General features: G+C 62.0%; 15 protein-coding genes. 13 read left to right on the plus strand and 2 right to left on the minus strand.

The features are described from left to right. Positions 1-41: 41 nt before the first annotated feature. On the plus strand, positions 42-1,472 hold the full coding sequence (gene gndA / locus ACFPWW_RS09700; protein ID WP_377311496.1) for an NADP-dependent phosphogluconate dehydrogenase: 1,431 nt from the start codon (positions 42-44) through the stop codon (positions 1,470-1,472). 186 nt (positions 1,473-1,658) lie between these two features. Here gndA and ACFPWW_RS09705 read toward each other — a convergent pair whose 3' ends face one another. Together ACFPWW_RS09705 and ACFPWW_RS09710 are read right to left on the minus strand one after the other, a co-directional pair. Beyond that, a complete protein-coding gene (locus ACFPWW_RS09705) occupies positions 1,659-2,168 on the minus strand; it encodes a GNAT family N-acetyltransferase (protein WP_112753402.1) in 510 nt (169 codons plus the stop codon). Between the two features lie 46 nt (positions 2,169-2,214). Further along, positions 2,215-3,255 carry a LacI family transcriptional regulator gene (locus ACFPWW_RS09710; protein WP_377311497.1) on the minus strand — a complete coding sequence of 347 codons (1,041 nt, stop codon included), beginning with the start codon at positions 3,253-3,255 and terminating at the stop codon, positions 2,215-2,217. Positions 3,256-3,710: 455 nt separating this feature from the next. On the opposite strand from ACFPWW_RS09710, the gene ACFPWW_RS09715 reads away from it, so the two are divergent. The 12 genes from ACFPWW_RS09715 to ACFPWW_RS09770 all read left to right on the plus strand — a co-directional run. Then, complete coding sequence (locus ACFPWW_RS09715; RefSeq protein WP_377311498.1) at positions 3,711-4,946, plus strand: ABC transporter substrate-binding protein; 1,236 nt, start codon at positions 3,711-3,713, stop codon at positions 4,944-4,946. A gap of 206 nt (positions 4,947-5,152) precedes the next feature. Continuing rightward, on the plus strand, positions 5,153-6,058 hold the full coding sequence (locus ACFPWW_RS09720; RefSeq protein WP_377311499.1) for a carbohydrate ABC transporter permease: 906 nt from the start codon (positions 5,153-5,155) through the stop codon (positions 6,056-6,058). A gap of 4 nt (positions 6,059-6,062) precedes the next feature. After that, the gene (locus ACFPWW_RS09725; RefSeq protein WP_112703335.1) at positions 6,063-6,995 is read left to right on the plus strand and encodes a carbohydrate ABC transporter permease; all 933 of its coding nucleotides are present in this window, start codon (positions 6,063-6,065) and stop codon (positions 6,993-6,995) included. Between the two features lie 4 nt (positions 6,996-6,999). Continuing rightward, positions 7,000-8,091 carry an ABC transporter ATP-binding protein gene (locus ACFPWW_RS09730; protein WP_377311500.1) on the plus strand — a complete coding sequence of 364 codons (1,092 nt, stop codon included), beginning with the start codon at positions 7,000-7,002 and terminating at the stop codon, positions 8,089-8,091. A 268-nt stretch (positions 8,092-8,359) separates the two neighbouring features. Further along, positions 8,360-10,822 carry a beta-mannosidase gene (locus tag ACFPWW_RS09735; RefSeq protein ID WP_377311501.1) on the plus strand — a complete coding sequence of 821 codons (2,463 nt, stop codon included), beginning with the start codon at positions 8,360-8,362 and terminating at the stop codon, positions 10,820-10,822. 39 nt (positions 10,823-10,861) lie between these two features. Beyond that, complete coding sequence (locus ACFPWW_RS09740; RefSeq protein ID WP_112569738.1) at positions 10,862-11,626, plus strand: sugar phosphate isomerase/epimerase family protein; 765 nt, start codon at positions 10,862-10,864, stop codon at positions 11,624-11,626. 8 nt (positions 11,627-11,634) lie between these two features. Continuing rightward, positions 11,635-12,768, plus strand: a complete 1,134-nt coding sequence (locus tag ACFPWW_RS09745; RefSeq protein ID WP_112569740.1) for a Gfo/Idh/MocA family protein — start codon at positions 11,635-11,637, stop codon at positions 12,766-12,768. 324 nt (positions 12,769-13,092) lie between these two features. Next, positions 13,093-14,124, plus strand: a complete 1,032-nt coding sequence (gene mgrA / locus ACFPWW_RS09750) for an L-glyceraldehyde 3-phosphate reductase (RefSeq protein ID WP_112569742.1) — start codon at positions 13,093-13,095, stop codon at positions 14,122-14,124. A gap of 243 nt (positions 14,125-14,367) precedes the next feature. Next, positions 14,368-15,981 (plus strand): glycoside hydrolase family 43 protein, encoded by a 1,614-nt coding sequence (locus tag ACFPWW_RS09755; RefSeq protein ID WP_112755049.1) that lies wholly within the window; start codon positions 14,368-14,370, stop codon positions 15,979-15,981. An 8-nt stretch (positions 15,982-15,989) separates the two neighbouring features. Beyond that, positions 15,990-16,490, plus strand: coding sequence for a GNAT family N-acetyltransferase (locus ACFPWW_RS09760; RefSeq protein WP_377311502.1), 501 nt, complete (start codon positions 15,990-15,992; stop codon positions 16,488-16,490). Positions 16,491-16,710: 220 nt separating this feature from the next. After that, on the plus strand, positions 16,711-17,025 hold the full coding sequence (locus tag ACFPWW_RS09765) for an RcnB family protein (RefSeq protein ID WP_377311503.1): 315 nt from the start codon (positions 16,711-16,713) through the stop codon (positions 17,023-17,025). 99 nt (positions 17,026-17,124) lie between these two features. Further along, positions 17,125-17,453: transposase (locus ACFPWW_RS09770; RefSeq protein WP_377311504.1), on the plus strand; the 329-nt coding region annotated here is incomplete at its 3' end.

A 17,453-nucleotide genomic window follows, 5' to 3' on the forward strand; every position in this document is an offset into this window, starting at 1 on the left:
GTGCCACAACATCGCACCATTTGACTCATCGGAGGTTTGTCGTGGAAAAGGCAGAAATCGGACTGATCGGCCTTGCCGTCATGGGTTCCAACCTGGCGCTCAACATTGCGGAAAAGGGCAACAAGATCGCGGTTTTCAACCGCACTCCTGAAAAAACGGATGAATTCTACGAAAGCGCCGGCGATCTCAAGAAGCAGATCATTCCCTGCAAGACGATCGAGGAATTCGTCGAGGCGATCCGCCCGCCGCGGCCGATCATCATCATGATCAAGGCAGGCGAAGCCGTAGACCAGCAGATGGAGGCGCTTCGCCCGCACCTGCAGAAGAACGACATCATGATCGATGCCGGCAACGCCAACTTCCGCGATACGGTCGCCCGCTTCGACCGCCTCAAGGATACGGGCCTGACCTTCATCGGCATGGGCGTTTCGGGCGGCGAGGAAGGTGCCCGCCACGGCCCGTCGATCATGGTCGGCGGCACGGAAGATTCGTGGAAGCGCGTCGAGAAGGTGCTGACCTCGATCGCCGCCAAATATGATGGCGCCCCCTGCGTCGCATGGCTCGGCAACGACGGTGCGGGCCATTTCGTCAAGACGATCCATAACGGCATCGAATATGCCGACATGCAGATGATCGCCGAAATCTACGGCATCCTGCGCGACGGCCTCGGCAAGAGCGCGTCGGAAATTTCCGGCATTTTCGGCGAGTGGAACAAGGGCCGCCTGAATTCCTACCTGATCGAAATCTCCGAAAAGGTTCTGGCCGCCACCGACCCGATCTCCAAGACGCCGATGGTCGACATGATCCTCGACAAGGCCGGCCAGAAGGGCACCGGCAAGTGGTCGGCGATCGAAGCGCAGAACATGGGCATTCCGGCAACCGGCATCGAAGCCGCCGTTGCCGCCCGCAGCCTGTCGTCGATGAAGGAACAGCGCGAAGCCGCCCAGGAGATCTTCGGCGATCTCGGCGCGGCCTTCCCGGTCGCCTACGGCCCAGACTTCAACAAGGACCTGGAACTGGCGCTGTTTGCCGGCAAGATCGGCGCCTATGCGCAGGGCTTTGCCGTCATGGCGGAAGCCTCCAAGGAGTTCAACTGGTCGCTGCCGATGCCGACGATCGCCCGTATCTGGCGCGCCGGCTGCATCATCCGCTCGCAGTTCCTCGACGAGATCACCAAGGCGTTTACGGATGCGCCCGATGCGGCAAACCTCATCGTCACGCCGGCGTTTTCGGCCATGGTCAAGGAATCGATCCCGGCGCTCCGCCGCGTCGTGACCGCAGCAATGGCGGCCGGCCTGCCGGTGCCGGCACTGGCCTCGGCGCTCACCTATTTCGACGCCTACCGCCAGGGCCGCGGCACTGCCAACCTCATCCAGGCGCAGCGCGACTTCTTCGGCGCCCACGGCTTCGACCGCCTCGACGGCAAGGACTTCCACCACGGCCCCTGGGGCAGCGGTGCCTCGACCTTCTGAGGTTTGTGCGGATAGTGACGAAGAGCCCGGCCATCGCGCCGGGCTTTTTGTCATGCAGCCGTCAGTGGCTGATCGCTGCAGCGAGGTTTTTGATGCTGCGTCACGCATTCTTCGGGAAAGGGACATGCCGCACCGTCTCCGCCTTCCCGGCGACGGCACAAATGCCTCTCCCCTGAGAACGCCCGTTCAGGGCAATATCGGCGGAATGTGATAGACGACGCAACCGTATTTGGGGGTCTGACGGCGTTCCCTGACCTCGCCGCCGTAGGCTTCGGCAATCCTCCTGCTGGCAAGGTTTTCCTCGGCGACCGGGTATTCGAAATAGCGCACCGTCTGCGTTCTGCTCACCCATCTTGCCACTGCGCCGATCAGTTCGCTACCGAGGCGCTTGCCATGCACATCGCGGCGTAGCCAGATTCCGAGCTCCGGTGTGTCCGATTTGATGGCGTGCACGCCGAGAATGCCGAGGCAGCGGCTATCCTCCCGGCAGCGGGGGACGAGCGTGAGTTCCAATCCATCTTCCATTGCAGGGAGCCAGCTCTGCCAGACTTCGGCAAAGGCCGCCTCGCTCGCCGGCGCTTGCCAGGCGGTGAAGCGGGTGATCTCGGGGGAGATACAGGCGAAAACTTCACTGGCATCCTCTGCCCTGAAGGAGCTGAGGATCGTGCGTTCGGTCGGTATCTCGATTTTTCGCATGTATCTCTCCGCGCTCGAACGTCAGCGTGACTGTCGTCCTGGATGCTTACCGCCCGTTCGGCCATTCCGGCTTGCTGATCGACTGCAGCAGCTCGGCATCCACGCCATCGATGCGGGCGATCACCTGTTTGGCCATTTCGCGGCCGGCGTGGCGGACGTCTTCGTAGGCGGCGATGATTTCCGGGCGGATCCAGTTGAGGATCGGGGCGGATTGTTTGGAGACGAGGTCGACGTCGTGGCCGAGGCGCTTGCCGGCGGCCTCGATGCCGGCATTGACGGCGATGGTGGCGCTGCCGGCCGAGGAGACGATGCCGTCGGGGGCGCCGGGCGAGCGCATCATCTGCTCCACCGCGTCGCGGATCTCGGCAAGCGGGGCGTCGATATTGACGCGCAGCGGCACCTCTTCGGCGCCGTAATCGTGCAGGCCGGTCTGAAAGCCGATGCGGGTATGGGTATAGTAGGTGAGCTTGCTCGGCGGCTGCAGCAGCGCGATGCGCTTGCGGCCGCGGCTGACGAGCTTCTGCACGGCCTGATGGGCGTAAGCCTCGTTGTCGAAGTCGTGATAGGGATGCATGAGCCCGCCATCGGTGCGGCCGTGGGTGGTAAAGGGCATGCCGCTTTCGACGAGCAGGCGCACGCGCGGATCGTCAGGCTCGACGCGGGAAATGATGACGCCGTCGGCCGAGCCCGTGTCGAGGATATAGCGCACCGGCAGCATGGGGTCCTTGCTGTGCGAATGCGGGGTGACGACGATATGGTAGGGCGTGCCGGTCAGCACTTCGGAAATGCCGAAGACCATCTGGCTGGAAAAGCCCATAATCTCCTCGTCGATGCTGAGGACGAGGGCGATGACGTTGGTCTTGCCGGTTCTCAGACGCACGCCGGCCCTGTTCGGCTGGTAGCCGAGCTGGCGGGCAACCATGCGCACCCGCTCCTTCGTTTCCGCGCCAATGTCCGGTGCGTCCTTCAGCGCCCGCGACACGGTCGTCACGCCGAGACCCGTCATGAAGGCGATCGTCTTCAATGTCGGGCGTTCGCGCTGAACGGAACCGGATGCAGCTCCGCCGAAATTTCCGTTGTTTTCCATCCCTCTAGGCCCGCCTCGCGCGATTTGCTTCGCCTTATAGAGGCTTTTTTCCACGCTGTAAGCATGCCGGCGTGGAAAAAGCTCTCCTCCCTGAGCGAAACAATCTGTAACGATACAGTAGAAATGTCGAGCCTTTTTTCTGATCAGCGTTGCAGAGCAGTCCTCTCTGGTTGAATCGCCTGCCTGTCCCGCGATTTTTTGCGCCCGCGAAATCCACAACAGGGGAAATTGTCGGATTATTCAAAAATTAATCAGAAAAATCATTAGTTTGTTCGGATGCTGCACTTGCGAGATCGCTTGCTTACGCTTTTCTCATGGAGCCGGGATGGGGCGGATGATTGCAGCCACAGGCTGTATTGACGTCTTTCACAGAAAATTTTGCGAGCGGGCGGTTGCGCGGATAAATCGATTGCTCTAAGTTTTTCCGGCAACGTTTCAGTGAGGGAGGAGAACTCATGAAAATCCGTATGATGGCGGCCGTGCTTGCCGCTTCCGTGGTCATCCCGTTCGGCGCCGCCAACGCGACCGATCTCGAAGTCACCCACTGGTGGACTTCGGGCGGTGAGGCCGCCGCCGTGGCCGAGCTCGCAAAGGCATTCGACGCCACCGGCAATCACTGGGTTGACGGCGCAATCGCCGGCTCCGGCAGCACCGCGCGTCCGATCATGATCAGCCGCATCACCGGCGGCGACCCGATGGGTGCGACCCAGTTCAACCATGGCCGTCAGGCCGAGGAACTTGTCCAGGCCGGCCTCATGAAGGACCTGACCGACGTGGCGACCGCAGGCAAGTGGAAGGACATCATCCGTCCGTCGCCCCTGCTCGATTCCTGCACGATCGACGGCAAGATCTATTGCGCGCCCGTCAACATCCACTCCTGGCAGTGGCTGTGGCTGTCGAACGCGGCCTTCGCGAAGGCCGGCGTGCCGGTTCCGAAGAACTGGGATGAATTCGTCGCCGCCGCTCCGGCTCTGGAAAAGGCCGGGATCGTTCCTCTTGCTGTCGGCGGTCAGGGCTGGCAGGCCAGCGGCGCCTTCAACGTTCTGATGATCGCCATCGGCGGCAAGGACAACTACCTGAAGGTCTTCAAGGACAAGGACGCCAAGGTTGCGGCCGGACCGGAAATTGCCAAGGTGTTCAAGGCTGCCGACGATGCGCGCCGCATGTCCAAGGGCAGCAACGTGCAGGACTGGAACCAGGCCACCAACCTCGTCATCACCGGCAAGGCCGGCGGCCAGATCATGGGTGACTGGGCGCAGGGCGAATTCCAGGTCGCCAAGCAGGTTGCCGGCAAGGACTATACCTGCCTTCCGGGCCTCGGCGTGAACGAGATCATCTCGACCAGCGGTGACGCCTTCTACTTCCCGCTCCAGAAGGATGCGGAAAAGGCCAAGGCTCAGGACGTGCTTGCCGCGACACTTCTCGACCCGAAGACCCAGGTTGCCTTCAACCTGAAGAAGGGCTCGCTGCCGGTTCGCGGCGACGTCGATCTCGCCGCCGCCAACGACTGCATGAAGAAGGGTCTCGATATCCTCGCCAAGGGCAATATCGTCACCAGCTCCGATCAGCTCGCTTCGCCGGATACGACAAAGCAGATCGAAGACCTCTTCGCCGAGTTCTTCGCCAATGAGACGATGACGCCCGACGCAGCCCAGAAGCGCTTCGCCGACATCATCGCCGCTGCCGACTGATCCTCGGTCCTCAAGCCTAACAGGTCCGGCCCCGCTTGCCGCAGGGCCGGACCGCGCCGACGGATCTGCGATCCAGCCGGCGACGGCGCGTCACACCGGCTGCGGTCGCCCAAGACCGCATGGCCGACGTGGCAGGGACGGGAAGGGCGGGCCTCTTCGGACGGCGCCCCGATCACCGAAGCGACTGTGCTTCAGGAGGAAACTCAATGACAGGTCAAGCGAAAGCGGGCCGACCGTTTAAATTGTTTCGCAATCTGAATTCGAAGATTGCTTCCATTCCCATGATCCTCACCGCCATGGTCATCTTTCTCGGTGGCACGATCTGGACGGTGGTTTATTCCTTCACCAATTCCAAGCTGCTGCCGCGCCTGACCTTTGTCGGCTTCGAGCAATATCAGCGTCTCTGGTCCGCCCCGCGCTGGGTCGTGTCCATCGAGAACCTGGCGATTTACGGCATTCTGTCGCTGATCTTCAGCCTGGTCATCGGTTTCCTGCTGGCGGCTCTCATGGATCAGAAGATCCGTTTCGAGAACACGTTCCGCACGATCTTCCTCTATCCGTTCGCGCTGTCCTTCATCGTCACCGGCCTCGTGTGGCAGTGGATCCTCAACCCGGAATTCGGCGTTCAGGCGGTGGTGCGGTCGCTCGGATGGACGAGCTTCACCTTCGATCCGCTCTATACGCCTGAAATCGTCATCTACGGGGTTCTGATCGCCGCCCTCTGGCAGGGCACCGGCCTCGTGATGTGCCTGATGCTGGCGGGGCTTCGCGGCATCGACGAGGATATCTGGAAGGCGGCCCGCGTCGACGGCATTCCGATGTGGCGCACCTATCTCTTCGTCGTCATCCCGATGATGCGGCCGGTCTTCATCACCACGCTCGTCATCATCGCCAGCGGCATCGTCAAGGTCTACGACCTCGTCGTCGCCCAGACCAGCGGCGGTCCGGGCATCTCGTCGGAAGTGCCGGCGAAATACGTCTACGACTACATGTTCCAGGCACAGAATCTCGGCCAGGGTTTCGCAGCGTCGACCATGATGCTGATCACTGTGGCGATCATCATCATTCCCTGGGCATATCTTGAATTTGGCGGAGGGCGCAAACGTGGCTGACAAGATCGCTCTCAAGGCCGTCGACGGCGGCGGCATCCCCTTCGAGAAGAAGGCGGTTTCCGGTCCGGCAGGGCCAAAGCCGCGGCCGGTCGTATCGGCGCGCAACATCATCGTCTACGGCACGCTTTTCGTGGCCGCCGTCTATTACATGGTCCCGCTTTACGTGATGGTCGTCACCTCGCTGAAGGGGATGCCGGAAATCCGGCTCGGCAACATCTTCGCGCCGCCGATGGAAATCACCTTCGAGCCCTGGGTCAAGGCCTGGGCAACGGCCTGCACCGGGCTTAACTGCGACGGTCTTTCGCGCGGGTTCTGGAATTCCGTGCGCATCACCGTTCCCTCGGTCGTCGTCTCCATCGCGATCGCCTCGGTCAACGGTTATGCGCTGGCGAACTGGCGTTTCAAGGGATCGGAATTCTTCTTTTCCATCCTCATCATCGGCGCCTTCATTCCCTATCAGGTGATGATCTATCCGATCGTCATCATCCTGCGCGAAATCGGCATCTACGGGTCGCTGACGGGCCTCGTCATCGTGCATTCGATCTTCGGCATGCCGATCCTGACGCTGCTCTTCCGCAACTACTTCGTGTCGCTGCCGGAGGAACTGTTCAAGGCGGCGCGTGTCGACGGGGCGGGCTTCTGGCACATCTTCCTGCAGATCATGCTGCCGATGTCGCTGCCGATCTTCGTCGTCGCGATGATCCTGCAGGTGACGGGCATCTGGAACGACTTCCTGTTCGGCGTGGTCTTCACCCGGCCGGATACCTATCCGATGACCGTGCAGCTCAACAACATCGTCAATTCCGTCCAGGGCGTGAAGGAATACAACGTCAACATGGCGGCAACGATCCTGACAGGACTTGTGCCGCTCGTCGTCTATTTCGTGTCGGGGCGGCTTTTCGTCCGTGGCATCGCCGCCGGCGCAGTGAAGGGTTGATCCCATGAACATGAATGCAAGTGTTTCCATCAAGGACCTGTCGCTGAACTTCGGCGCGGTCAGCGTGCTCAAGGATCTGAACCTCGATATCAACGACGGCGAATTCCTGGTGCTGCTCGGCTCTTCGGGCTGCGGCAAGTCGACCCTGCTGAACTGCATCGCCGGACTGCTCGACGCCTCGGAAGGGCAGATCTTCATCAAGGGCAAGAACGTCACCTGGGAAGAGCCGAAGGACCGCGGCATCGGCATGGTGTTCCAGTCCTATGCGCTTTATCCGCAGATGACGGTCGAAAAGAACCTCTCCTTCGGCCTTCGCGTCGCCAAGGTGCCGCAGGCCGAGATCGACAAGCGCGTGGCGCGCGCGGCCGAGATCCTGCAGATCCAGCCGCTGCTCAAGCGCAAGCCGGCCGAGCTTTCCGGCGGCCAGCGCCAGCGCGTGGCGATCGGCCGCGCGCTGGTGCGCGATGTCGACGTCTTCCTCTTCGACGAGCCGCTGTCCAACCTCGATGCCAAGCTGCGTTCGGAGCTGCGCGTGGAAATCAAGCGCCTGCACCAGTCGCTGAAGAATACGATGATCTACGTCACGCACGACCAGATCGAGGCGCTGACGCTTGCCGACCGTATCGCCATCATGAAGAGCGGCATTATCCAGCAGCTCGACGATCCGACGACGATCTACAACAAGCCGCGCAATCTCTTCGTCGCCGGCTTCATCGGCTCGCCGTCGATGAACTTCCTGCACGGCGAACTGGTCAAGGCGGGCGACGGGCTCGCCTTCAGCGCCAACGGCGTCAATTTCTCGCTTGCCGCCTATGACGGCTACGAGAAGCTGCAGCCCGGCCGCAAGGTGGTGCTCGGCGTTCGCCCCGAACATATCAAGGTCAACGAGAATGCCGGCGGCGAAGAGCATGATGCGACCGTCGATATCGAAGAGCCGATGGGTGCCGACAATCTGCTCTGGCTGAAACATGCCGGTCACACGATGTCGGTACGCATCAACGGTGCGCGCCGATTCAATGTCGGCAGCAAGGTGAAGCTCAGCTTCGACATGGCGCTTGCCTCGGTCTTCGATGCCGAAAGCGAAGTGCGTCTCTAGAATATTCCGCGGGCGGGTCCAGAGACGGTGCCGCCCGCTCAGTGCTATGCCATTGCTTAGGAATTCGACGGATGCTCCGTATTCCCTCATTCCTGTGCTTGTCACAGGAATCCAGTGTGCCCAAGTCCTTGGGCACGGGAGACTTGTTTCCTTTTGGGGCTGAGTCATTCACCGCGCGGACGCGCGGTGGCTGGATTCCTGTGACAGGCACAGGAATGAGGGAGGGGAGGCGACGTCCTTTCCAGAATTGTAGATCGGAAGCGATATCGTGACCCACCAATCGACTATTTCCAGCATCGACCTGTCCGGCTCCTGGCAACTTTCTTCAAGCGACGGTGAAATCAGGAGCGCGATCACGCTTCCGGGCGACGTGCATACGGCGCTCGCCAGGGCCAATCTCATTCCCGATCCCTATTTCGGGCGCAATGAGGAAGTGGTGCAGTGGGTGGCGCATCGTGACTGGGTGATCGAGCGCAGCTTCAATCTGCCGGAGGCGGAGGGGGACTGGTATCTCGATATCGACTACCTCGATACGATTGCCGAAATCCATGTGAACGACCGTCTGGCGCTCTCGGCCGACAACGCGTTCCGCCGCTACCGGCCGGATGTGTCGAACCTGCTGAAGGCGGGCGAAAACAAAATCCGCATCGTGCTGCATTCGAGCATTGCCGAAGGTGCCGCGCGGCAGAAGAAGCAGCCCTTCTACATTCCCTACCATCCCGGCAACTCGCCGATCCCCGACGGCAACATGCTGCGCAAGCCGCAGTGCCATTTCGGCTGGGACTGGAATATCGCCATTGCGCCGCTTGGCCTTTACGGCACGATCGCGCTGAGGAAACTGGAGACGGCGCGCATCGAGCATGTGCTGACGCGCCAGACGCATAATGCCGACGGCTCGGTGGAGCTGCAGGTCACGGCAACGCTCTTTGCCAAGGACCCCGGCATCGCCCAGCTGCATTTCGATCTGGACGGCGAGCGGGTGCGGCTCGATGTCGGCGTCAATGCCGGCGAAACCAATGTCAACCACGTCTTCGAGATCGGCAATCCGCGCCTGTGGTGGCCGTCCGGCAGCGGCGAGCAGGCGCTCTATGCGCTCACCGTCGAGCTTGGCGCCGAGAGCGTGACGAAGCAGATCGGCCTGCGCACGATCGAGCTGATAACCACGCCCGACGAAGCCGGCAGCCGCTTCGCCTTCAAGGTCAACGGGCGGGAAATCTTCTGCCGCGGCGCCAACTGGATTCCGGCCGATGCGCTCTTCTCGCTCTCCTCGCCGGAGAAGACCGAGGACCTGCTGGCCTCGGCCAAGGCCGCCAACATGAACATGATCCGCGTCTGGGGCGGCGGTTTTTACGAGCACGACTGGTTTTACGACATCTGCGACCGGCTCGGCCTCATGGTCTGGCAGGACTTCATGTTTGCCTGCAACCTCTATCCCTCGACCGACGACTTCCTCGACAATGTCGCGGCCGAGGTGGATTACCAGGTTCGCCGGCTTTCCTCGCATGCCTCGATCGCGCTCTGGTGCGGCGATAACGAGCTCGTCGGCGCGCTCAACTGGTTCGAGGAATCCCGCAAGGATCGCGACCGCTATATCGTGTCCTACGACCGCCTCAACCGCACGATCGAGCAGGCGGTGAAGAGAGCGATGCCGGGTGCTACCTGGTGGCCGTCGAGCCCGGCTTCCGGCTATCTCGATTTCGGCGATGCCTGGCATGCCGACGGTTCCGGCGACATGCATTACTGGTCGGTCTGGCACGAGAACAAGTCGTTCGACAATTACCGCTCGGTCAGGCCGCGCTTCTGCTCGGAATTCGGCTTCCAGTCCTATACGTCGCTGCCGGTCATCAAGACCTATGCCGACGCCAAGGACATGAACGTCGCTTCGCCCGTCATGGAGCTGCACCAGAAGAATGCCGGCGGCAACGAGCGTATTGCCGGCACGATGTTCCGCTATTTCCGCTTCCCGAAGGATTTCCCGAACTTCGTCTATCTCTCGCAGATCCAGCAGGGCCTGGCGATCAAGACGGCGGTGGAATACTGGCGCTCGCTCAAACCCCATTGCATGGGCACGATCTACTGGCAGCTCAACGACACCTGGCCGGTCGCCTCCTGGTCGAGCCTCGATTACGGCGGTCGCTGGAAGGCGATGCACTATCTCGTCAAGCGCTTCTTCCAGCCGGTGGCGGTCGCCGCCATTCCGTCCGAGGACGGCAAGTCGATCCGCTTCTCGCTGGTCAACGATACGCTTGCCGATGTCAGCGTCGATCTTTCGATCTCGATCCTGACCATGAAGGGCGAGCGCCGGCACCTGAAGAACGTGCAGGCCATGTGCGGGCCGGATGCGGCCTGCACCGCCGCAACGCTCGACATGTCCGAGATCCCCGCCGGCACGCTGCTTGCCTGGCATTTCACGGCGTCGAACGGCATGGGCGGCGAGGGGCATTATGTCCACGGCACCTACAAGGCGCTGGAACTGGAGCCTGCCGGCCTGACCGTGACGCACGAATATGTCGAGGCGAACGGCTCGGTCGACATCAACGTCACCGCCAGGGGACTGGCGCTCTTCGTGATGATCGAGACCGACACGGACGGCAAATATTCCGACAACGCCTTCGACCTTGCGGCCGGCGAAAGCCGCCGCATCACCTTTACCCCGGCCAAGCCGCTCGAAAAGGGCAAGCTGCCGGAATTCCGCTTCTACGACCTGCATTCCTGCCAGTCGGCAGATTGATCTTACGTGAGAACGGGCACGCGGCCCGAGGAGGATGACATGACCAAGCTCAGCTATCAGCTCTATAGCGCCCGCAATTTCCCGCCGCTTTCGGCGATTTTCGAAAAGCTCGGCAAGGCCGGCTACGGCGAAGTCGAAGGTTTCGGCGGCATCTATGCCGAACTCGACGAGGCGGGCCTGAAGAGCCTGCGCGCCGATCTCGACAAGAACGGGCTGGTGATGACGACCGGCCATTTCAGCCCGGACTTCCTCGACGGCGAGGTGGAGAAGTCGCTCAGGATCGCCAAGATCCTCGGCATGGATTCGATCTATGCGCCGCACCTGATGCCCGACCAGCGCCCGAAGGATGCCGCCGGCTGGCTGGCTTTCGGCAAGCGCCTGCATGAGATGAGCAAGCCCTACAAGGATGCGGGCTATGAATTCGGCTGGCACAACCACGACTTCGAATTCGTAAAGCTTTCGGACGGCTCGCTGCCGATCGAGCGCATTTTCGAAGGCGCGCCCGATATTTCCTGGGAAGCCGATATTGCCTGGGTCGTTCGCGGCGGCGCCGACCCCTATGCCTGGGTCGAGAAGCTTGGAAACCGCATCAGCGCCGTCCACGTCAAGGATATCGCGCCGGCCGGCGAGGCAACCGATGAAGGCGGCTGGGCCGATGTCGGCCACGGCACGATCGGCTGGGCGAAGCTGCTGCCGGTCGTCAAGGCCAAGACCAAGGCCAGGCATTTCGTCGTCGAGCACGACAACCCGAACGATATCGACCGCAACATCACGCGCTCGATCGCTTCCTTCAAGAGCTATTGAGGCAAACCATGACCAGGGAACTTGGCGTCGGCATCATCGGATGCGGCAATATCTCCACCACCTATTTCTCGCTGGCCCCGCTCTTCAAGGGGCTGAAGGTGCTCGCCTGCGCCGATATCAACATGCAGGCGGCAAAGCAGCGCGCCGAAGAATATGGCGTGAAGGCACAGACGATCGACGAGCTTCTCGCCAATGACGAGATCGACGTCGTCGTCAACCTGACGATACCGGACGCGCATTATCCGGTCTCGAAGGCGGCGCTCGAAGCCGGCAAGCATGTCTATTCGGAAAAGCCGCTCGTGCTCTCGCTGGAGCAGGGCGAAGAGCTTCGCCGCATCGCCAAGGAAAAGGGCCTCGCCGTCGGCTGCGCGCCCGATACGTTCCTCGGCGGCGCGCACCAGCTCGCCCGCAAGTTCGTCGATGACGGCGGTATCGGCCGCATCACCTCGGGCGCCTGCTACGTCATGGGGCCGGGCATGGAAATGTGGCATCCGAACCCGGACTTCTTCTTCCTGCCGGGCGGCGGCCCGATCCTCGACATGGGGCCGTATTACATCGCCAACCTGATCAACCTGATCGGGCCGGTCAAGCGCGTCGCCGGCCTGACCTCGATGGCGTCGGAAACCCGCACCATCACCAGCCAGCCGCGCAATGGCGAGGTCATCCCGGTCAAGACGCCGACGACGATCCAGGCGCTGCTCGAATTCGTCTCGGGCGCGACCGTGACGCTGACGGCGAGCTGGGATGTGTGGTCGCACCGCCATGCCAATATGGAGCTCTACGGCACGGACGGTTCGCTCTACGTGCCGGACCCGAACTTCTTCGGCGGCGTCGTCGAGGCGAGCGGCCGCAACAAGGACATCAAGGCGCTGGAAGCCTGGGAGCATCCGTTCGGCAAGTTCAACCAGGACAGCCCGAACGGCCCGCGCGCCAATTACCGCACGGCCGGCCTTGCCGACATGGCGATGGCGCTGATCGAGGGCCGCGACGCACGCTGCTCGCTCGACCGCACGCTGCACGGCGTCGACATCATGACCTCGATCCTGAAGTCGGGTGCGGAAGGCCGGTTCATCGAGCTGACGACCACCTGCACGCAGCCGGCGGCGCTCGGCATCGAAGAGGCGCAGGCGCTGTTGAAGTAAGGCGAGGGGGCGCCGTGCGCTTGTCGTGCGGCGCGCTTGCTCCTGCGCTTGCGTCATCCGCGGCCTTGTGCCGAGGATCTGCCGGGAGCGCAGCAGAGGCTCGGGACAAGCCCGAGCATGACGGCATCGGCGGGTGTGGCGTGCCTTCGGGCAATGTCAGCATGTGAAGTTGTCGAGAACATCCGCCACGCGCTTGCCGTATCGGCGTGCTTGATCCAATAGTGCCGTCGCGCCCGGCCCCCGCATGAGGCGCGACGTTTTCAGCTTTCGCCCGCACCGCGGGATACGAAAGGGAAGCACTTTTACAGGTTGAGGAGACCTCAGATGAGCTGGCAACCGGCCGAAGACCGTTATTCGAAGATGAAATATAACCGCACGGGCCGTTCCGGCCTGAAGCTGCCGGCCGTTTCGCTGGGGCTGTGGCACAATTTCGGCGGCGACACCCCGCATGACCGCAAGGTCGACATGTGCCGCACGGCCTTCGATCTCGGCATCACCCATTTCGATCTCGCCAACAATTACGGCCCGCCTCCCGGCAGCGCCGAAACGGCCTTCGGCGAAATCCTGCGCACCGATTTTGCCGGCCTGCGCGACGAGCTGATTATCTCCTCCAAGGCCGGCTACGGCATGTGGCCGGGCCCCTATGGCGAATGGGGCAGCCGCAAATATCTCGTCGCCTCCTGCGACCAGAGCCTTCAGCGCATGGGCCTCGACTATGTCGATATTTTCTATTCGCACCGTTTCGACCCGGATACGCCGCTGGAAGAGACCTGCGGCGCGCTCGACTATATCGTGCGCTCCGGCCGCGCGCTCTATGTCGGCATTTCCTCCTATAACTCGCAGCGCACCCGCGAGGCGGCCGCGATCCTGAAGGATCTCGGCACGCCCTGCCTCATCCACCAGCCGAGCTATTCCATGCTCAACCGCTGGGTCGAGGACGACAAGCTGCTCGATACGCTCGACGAGGTCGGCATGGGCTCGATCGTCTTCTCGCCGCTCGCCCAGGGCATGCTGACGACGAAATATCTCGGCGGCATTCCTTCCGACAGCCGCGCGGCGCAGAACCATTTCCTCAAGAAGGACTTCATCCGCCCCGCCATCATCGACAATATCCGCAAGCTCAACGAGATCGCCGAAAAGCGCGGCCAGACGCTGGCGCAGATGGCAATCGCCTGGGTGCTGCGCGGCGGCCGCGTGACCTCGGCGCTGATCGGCGCCAGCCGTTCCTCGCAGATCGTCGATTGCGTTGCCGCGCTCGACAATCTCGACTTTTCGGCCGAGGAGCTGAAGGAGATCGATGTCTATGCCAAGGAGGCGGATATCAATCTCTGGGCCAAGTCGGCCGAGCTGGAATAGGCTAGGCCCAAAAGAAATCTCAATGGGAGATTGGGGCAGCACAATCGCCCCAATCTCTCCTCATCTCTGTGCTCGTCACAGAGATCCAGCCAGCCCAAGTCCTTGGGCTGAAAAGAGTCTCTTCGCCGCGCAGACGCGCGGCGGCTGGATTCCTGTGATGATCCCCGGAACAAGCCCGAGGACAGGAATGAGGGCGTTGTGTTTGACGTACGTACCGCAGTTTATCCTTTGGAGGAGCCGCCAATGATCCGCAATCCCATCCTGCCCGGTTTCAATCCCGATCCGTCCATCTGCCGCGTCGGCGACGATTATTATATCGCGACCTCCACGTTCGAATGGTATCCGGGCGTGCAGATCCACCATTCGCGCGATCTGGTGAACTGGAAGCTGGTGCGCCGGCCGCTGGAGCGCGCCTCGCAGCTCGACATGCGCGGCAATCCCGACAGCTGCGGCATCTGGGCGCCGTGCCTTTCCTATGCGGACGGGCAGTTCTGGCTCGTCTATACGGACGTCAAGCGTTTCGACGGCAATTTCAAGGATGCGCATAATTACATCGTCACTTCGCCCACCATCGAGGGCGAATGGTCCGAGCCCGTCTATGTCAATTCCTCCGGCTTCGACCCGTCGCTCTTCCATGACGAGGACGGGCGCAAATGGTTCATCAACATGCAGTGGAACCACCGCACGGAGAGCTATGGCGGTTCGCCGAAATCGCCCGCCTTCGACGGCATCCTGCTGCAGGAATGGGACCCGCAGGCCAAGGCGCTGAAGGGGCCGATCCGGAATATCTTTGCCGGCAGCCCGCTCGGCCTCGTGGAGGGGCCGCATCTCTTCAAGAGAAACGGCTGGTATTATCTGACGACGGCCGAGGGCGGCACGGGTTACGACCATGCAGTGACGATGGCGCGCTCGCGCACTATCGAGGGCCCTTACGAGCTGCATCCGAACCGGCACCTGATTACCTCCAAGGACCATCCGGAAGCGGTGCTGCAGCGGGCAGGGCACGGGCAATATGTGGAGACGCCCGACGGGCAGGTCTATCACACCCATCTCTGCGGCCGGCCGCTGCCGCCGAAGCGGCGCTGCACGCTGGGGCGCGAGACCGCGCTGCAGAAATGCGTCTGGCGCGAGGATGGCTGGCTCTATCTCGAAAACGGCACGACCGTACCCGAAGTCGAGGTGCCGGGTCTTGGCGGCGCGACACGCGCCGAAAAGCCTGTTCGCAGCGAATATGCCTTCGACGGCGGCACGCTGCCCGCCGATTTCCAGTGGCTGCGCACGCCGCAGCCGGAGCGCATCTTCAACCTGACCGACCGCCCCGGCCATCTGCGCCTGATCGGCCGCGAAAGCATCGGCTCCTGGTTCGAGCAGGCGCTTGTCGCCCGCCGGCAGGAGCATCACAGTTTCCGTGCCGAGACGGTGGTGGAGTTCGATCCGGATACCTATCAGCAGGTGGCGGGCCTGACGCATTATTACAACCGCCACAAGTTCCATGCCGTGGTCGTCACGCTGCATGAGAAGCTTGGCCGCTGCGTCACGATCTTTTCCTGCGACGGCGACTATCCGAACGGGCGCATGACCTTCCCGGCCGGACCGGGCGTGGCGATCCCGGCAGGGGGCCGCGTGCAGCTTTCCATGGAAATCCGCGACAACGACCTGCAATTCTTCTGGCAGACGGAAGGCAAGGGCGCCTGGCAGCCGATCGGCCCGGTTCTCGATGCCGGCGTCGTCTCGGACGAGGGCGGGCGCGGCGAGCATGGCTCGTTTACCGGCGCCTTTGCCGGCGTCTTCGCCTTCGATACGTCGGGACGGGCAAAGACGGCCGATTTCGACTGGTTCAGCTACGAGGAACTGTGAGGGCTGGCATGGCCGGAAATATCCGGATCGAGCGCATGACCGAAGAGCATGTCGAGGGTTTTCACCGGGCTCTCGATACGGTGGCGCGCGAGCGGAAATATCTGACGCTGCTCGAAGCGCCGCCGATCGAGGATACGCGCGGGTTCGCGCTGTCCTCGATGGCCAAGGGCAATGTGCATCTGGTGGCTCTCGACGGCGGCGAAGTGGTCGGCTGGTGCGATATCCGCCGGCACTTCTTTCCCTCGCAGGCCCATTGCGCCTCGCTCGGCATGGGCCTTGTTCCGGCCTATCGCGGGCAGGGGATCGGGCGGCGGCTGATCGAGGCGGCGATAGCGCAGGCGCGCGCGGCGGGCATGATCCGCATCGAACTCGGCGTGCATGCCGACAATGTGCGGGCGACCCGGCTCTACGAGCGGGTGGGATTCGTGCACGAAGGGGTGAGCCGCGACGCGTTCTGCGTGGATGGGACGTATGTGGACGTGGTAAACATGGCGATGGTTTCGCGGTGATTTCTCCTTCTCCCCGGCGGGGAGAAGGGGCGTGCCCGCCCGATTACGCAGACGTGATCACCTGGCGGCATGATCTTGCCATCGTCCGTTATGCCGAAATTAGAATATTAGGAATTAGACATAAGTGTCCGATTCCATTACAAATCTTTAATTTTATTTTCAGAATTCGTTCATTTTCGAAGACGTAGTTTCGGGGCGTGTTCAACACGAGGAAGCCCCCATGAAAAAGATTTTTGCAGCTCTTCTTTCCGCCTCTTTCCTGCTCTCGCCGATCGTCGCATCCGAAGCGAGCGCGGCCGATCATCGCCGTCCGCCTGTCGTGGTCGAGAAGAAGGTCGTCGTGCGTCCGCACTGGTCCAGAGGCTACCGCATGTCGGCTGCCGAGCGTCATCGCTACGCCGAGGTGCGCGACTACCGCCGCTACCGCCTGGCACCGCCGCCGCGCGGCTATCACTGGGTGAAGGCCGATAACGACTATCTTCTCGTCGGCATCGCCACCGGCGTGATTTCCAGCATCATCGCCGCCAATCGCTGATTTCGCGCGATCGGCCAGGAAAGGGCGGCTTCGCAGCCTGTGTGATAAGTTCGCCAAATCAGTTAGTCTGGCCGCATTGGAAACGATGCGGCCATTTTCATGGGTTATGTTTCAGGAACGGATCGAGGTCAGGCATGTTTGCTGCCTGATCGGATTGAGGATTATGTTGCCGCGGATGCGGCTGTGCGCGTGATCGATGCCTTTGTCGATCGGCTGAACATGGCCGAACTTGGTTTCCAGCGTGCGGTTGCGCCGTCGATTGGGCGACCGTCTTACGATCCGCGCGATCTTTTGAAGCTCTCTATCTACGGCTATTTCAACGAGGTGCGCTCGTCGCGTCGGCTGGAACGGGAATGCCGCCGCAACGTCGAGGCCATGTGGCTGATGCGGCGCCTTGTCCCCGACTTCAAGACGGTTGCCGACTTCCG

It is taken from the genome of Rhizobium sp. GCM10022189, from assembly GCF_042656325.1.
In the GTDB taxonomy this organism is placed as follows: Bacteria; Pseudomonadota; Alphaproteobacteria; order Rhizobiales; family Rhizobiaceae; genus Rhizobium.

Excerpts from the sequence above, each read along its gene's own strand:
- ACFPWW_RS09720 (WP_377311499.1), top strand. The coding sequence starts at position 5,153 with ATGACAGGTCAAGCGAAAGCGGGCCGACCGTTTAAATTGTTTCGCAAT.
- ACFPWW_RS09755 (WP_112755049.1), top strand. The coding sequence starts at position 14,368 with ATGATCCGCAATCCCATCCTGCCCGGTTTCAATCCCGATCCGTCCATC.
- ACFPWW_RS09705 (WP_112753402.1), bottom strand. The coding sequence starts at position 2,168 with ATGCGAAAAATCGAGATACCGACCGAACGCACGATCCTCAGCTCCTTC.
- ACFPWW_RS09710 (WP_377311497.1), bottom strand. The coding sequence starts at position 3,255 with ATGGAAAACAACGGAAATTTCGGCGGAGCTGCATCCGGTTCCGTTCAG.
- ACFPWW_RS09745 (WP_112569740.1), top strand. The coding sequence starts at position 11,635 with ATGACCAGGGAACTTGGCGTCGGCATCATCGGATGCGGCAATATCTCC.
- ACFPWW_RS09765 (WP_377311503.1), top strand. The coding sequence starts at position 16,711 with ATGAAAAAGATTTTTGCAGCTCTTCTTTCCGCCTCTTTCCTGCTCTCG.
- ACFPWW_RS09740 (WP_112569738.1), top strand. The coding sequence starts at position 10,862 with ATGACCAAGCTCAGCTATCAGCTCTATAGCGCCCGCAATTTCCCGCCG.
- ACFPWW_RS09760 (WP_377311502.1), top strand. The coding sequence starts at position 15,990 with ATGGCCGGAAATATCCGGATCGAGCGCATGACCGAAGAGCATGTCGAG.
- ACFPWW_RS09715 (WP_377311498.1), top strand. The coding sequence starts at position 3,711 with ATGAAAATCCGTATGATGGCGGCCGTGCTTGCCGCTTCCGTGGTCATC.
- ACFPWW_RS09730 (WP_377311500.1), top strand. The coding sequence starts at position 7,000 with ATGAACATGAATGCAAGTGTTTCCATCAAGGACCTGTCGCTGAACTTC.
- mgrA (WP_112569742.1), top strand. The coding sequence starts at position 13,093 with ATGAGCTGGCAACCGGCCGAAGACCGTTATTCGAAGATGAAATATAAC.